This is a genomic window from Peribacillus sp. (assembly GCF_059453735.1).
In genome coordinates this window covers 1-2,662 of sequence record NZ_JAZVJO010000508.1, presented here as the reverse complement: position 1 = coordinate 2,662, position 2,662 = coordinate 1, and the positions used below count along the sequence as shown (strand labels likewise).

Sequence of the window (2,662 nt, the reverse complement as noted above, 5' to 3'; positions counted from 1 at the left end):
TCAATTGTTCCTGAAATAATGATTGGTAGTTCCTTTCCTGTGTTTTTGAACGCCAGTTTAATACCCGAAAATGCAGCTTTCACATTTAACATATCCTGACACGTTTCAATTAGTAGTAAATCCACGCCTCCGTCAATTAGTCCGCGGGCCTGTTCTTCATATGAAGCAGTTAAGCCGTCAAACGTTGCACCACCAGTAACCGAAAGCGTTTTTGTTGTCGGTCCCATGGATCCTGCCACATAGCGGGACCATTCAGCGGTAGAGTAAGTCTCGCAGGCCTTACAGGCAAGTTCGGCAGATCGTTTATTTAGTTCATAAGCAAGGCTGCCAAGATTGTATTCATCGAGCACAATATCCGTTGCCCCGAATGTATTCGTCTCAATGATATCTGCTCCTGCTTTTAGATAGGCTTCATGAATAGATTGAATAGTATCTGGGATCGTAATGGATAAATATTCATTACACCCCTCAAATTCTTCGCCTCCAAAATCTTCTGCCGTTAAATTTTCATTTTGAATCATCGTTCCCATTGCTCCATCTAAGAGGAGAATCTTTTGAGATAGTACTTCATTTATCGTAGGTTTATTCATGTTCTTTCACCTCTGCTGGTTTCTCTTTGTCTGTTGTGCGGATATATTGTGTAAGCTGTGCCGTAATGTCGTATCGTAAAAATGGAGTGATTAAATAGATTCCTTTAAATCTCTCCATTGTTGCATCAATCAATTCCTTAGCAATAGCATTTGCTTCGATCTTAGCTTTAACTGGATCGTTTCCAGCTGAAGCCATTGCTGCTCGTACCGAATCCGGTAATTTAATTCCTGGAATTTCATTGTGAATAAATTCAGCATTCCGTGAGCTTGTCAGAGGCATAACGCCTAGAAAAATAGGTGTATCTAAATGTTTGGTAGCTTGATAGACATCTTCAATTTGACTTGTGGAATAAATAGGCTGTGTTAAAAAGGATTGTGCTCCGCAAGCTATTTTCTTTTCAAGCCTTTGTACGGCTTTATCTAAGTATTTCACATTTGGGTTAAAAGCCGCAGCAATTTTAAAATTAGTCCGCTGTCCCAAACTTTGACCTGAGTAAGATAAACCTTCATTAAATTGTTTGATTAAGCTGATTAAATCAAATGAGGATAAATCATAGACAGATGTGGCCCCCGGAAAATCTCCAATTTTAGAAGGATCTCCAGTAATAACCAGTACTTCATTTAATCCGAGTGTCTGTAAGCCCATTAAGTGAGATTGCAGTCCAATTAGATTTCGGTCTCGACAGGTAATGTGAATGAGCGGATTCATATTGAGCTCATTTTTCATCTTAATCCCAAGAGCCAGATTGCTGATCCGCGGACTTGCAAGTGAATTATCGGCCAGTGTGACCGAATCTACACCTGCATCCCGTAAACATGATGATCCCGCCATAAAGGCATCTATTCCAAGTTTCTTAGGCGGATCCAATTCGACCAAAATTGTTCGTTTTGTTTTGGCCTGCAGATGAATGGCTGGTATTTGATCCTTTTTATCGACTTCAATAATCTCAATTTGAGGGGCTTTACTAGCTTTTTCCTTAATTGGAGCCAATGTCCCCAGCGCTTTTTTTACCGCTCCAATATGCTTAGGCGTTGTCCCGCAACAACCACCGATAATTGATGCACCTTGTTCACGTAATTTCAACGCACTTGAGCCGAAATAGTCTGGTACAGCCTCATAGACAAGTCGGCCATCGACGTATTCCGGAAGGCTGGCGTTCGGGTACACGGCAATGCCAGCATGTTTCGGCAGCGGTACTTCTTCTAACGAACGTATCATATGATGCGGACCTAATCGACAGTTCAATCCGACAACGTCTGCCCCCAGAGCATCTAGTCTTGAAAAGGCTTCATTGAGATGGAGGCCATTTTGCAGATACCCTATCTCATGCAGCGAAACATTCGCGATAATAGGGAGCCCTGTTTCTTTTCTAGCAATCTGGAGCACGGTTTCTAGCTCTTCTAAATCGTAATAGGTCTCAAGAATTAATCCATCGGGTCCTTCCATTAATAAGCTGTACAGCTGCTCTCTAAAGCTCCGTTTTATTTCTTCTATATCCAAATCATTTTTACGAATACTTCGCAGTGCTCCAATGGTGCCAAAAACAAATGCTTGTTTGGAAGCAGCCTTTTTAGCTAGTTCAACACCTTTACGGTTAATGACACTCACTTCATCTTCTAAGCCATACCGTTTTAATTTATGATAATTAGCACCATAGGTATTAGATTGAAGAATATCGGCTCCCGCCGCTGCATACGCACGGTGAATCGCCTCAATTTGATTAGGGTCTGTCGTATTCATTTCCTCATAGCAATGATCAATTCCATGTGAATATAACAGTGTTCCCATTGCCCCTTCCCCAACCAAAACTCTTTTTGATAATTCTTGGCGAAAATCCATCAATGCACATCTCCTCGTTTGGTCCTTTCCATATAGAAAGAATCAGTCATTTAGCATTATATGAAAAAAAATAAAAAAAGCCTTCTTTAAAGAAGAAGGCTTTTTCTGAAACATTCTCCTCATCTATCAAGCACTGCTTGCAGGATTTAGCACCTTTGCCGTAGCCGGTTGCTGAAGCTTCAAAGGGCCAGTCCCTCCACTTCTCTCAATAAGATTCATATGAAATTTTCTA

Annotated in this window: 2 protein-coding genes and 1 riboswitch; both genes read right to left on the bottom strand. The window is 41.1% G+C overall.

The features are described 5' to 3' along the window. Positions 1-590: homocysteine S-methyltransferase family protein (locus AC52RT_RS16870; protein ID WP_495541818.1), on the bottom strand; the 590-nt coding region annotated here is incomplete at its 3' end. Next, positions 583-2,430, bottom strand: coding sequence for a bifunctional homocysteine S-methyltransferase/methylenetetrahydrofolate reductase (locus AC52RT_RS16865; protein ID WP_495541817.1), 1,848 nt, complete (start codon positions 2,428-2,430; stop codon positions 583-585). The genes AC52RT_RS16870 and AC52RT_RS16865, both read right to left, overlap by 8 nt. Before the next feature lie 116 nt (positions 2,431-2,546). Next, positions 2,547-2,645: riboswitch (SAM riboswitch) on the bottom strand. Between the last annotated feature and the right edge of the window lie 17 nt (positions 2,646-2,662).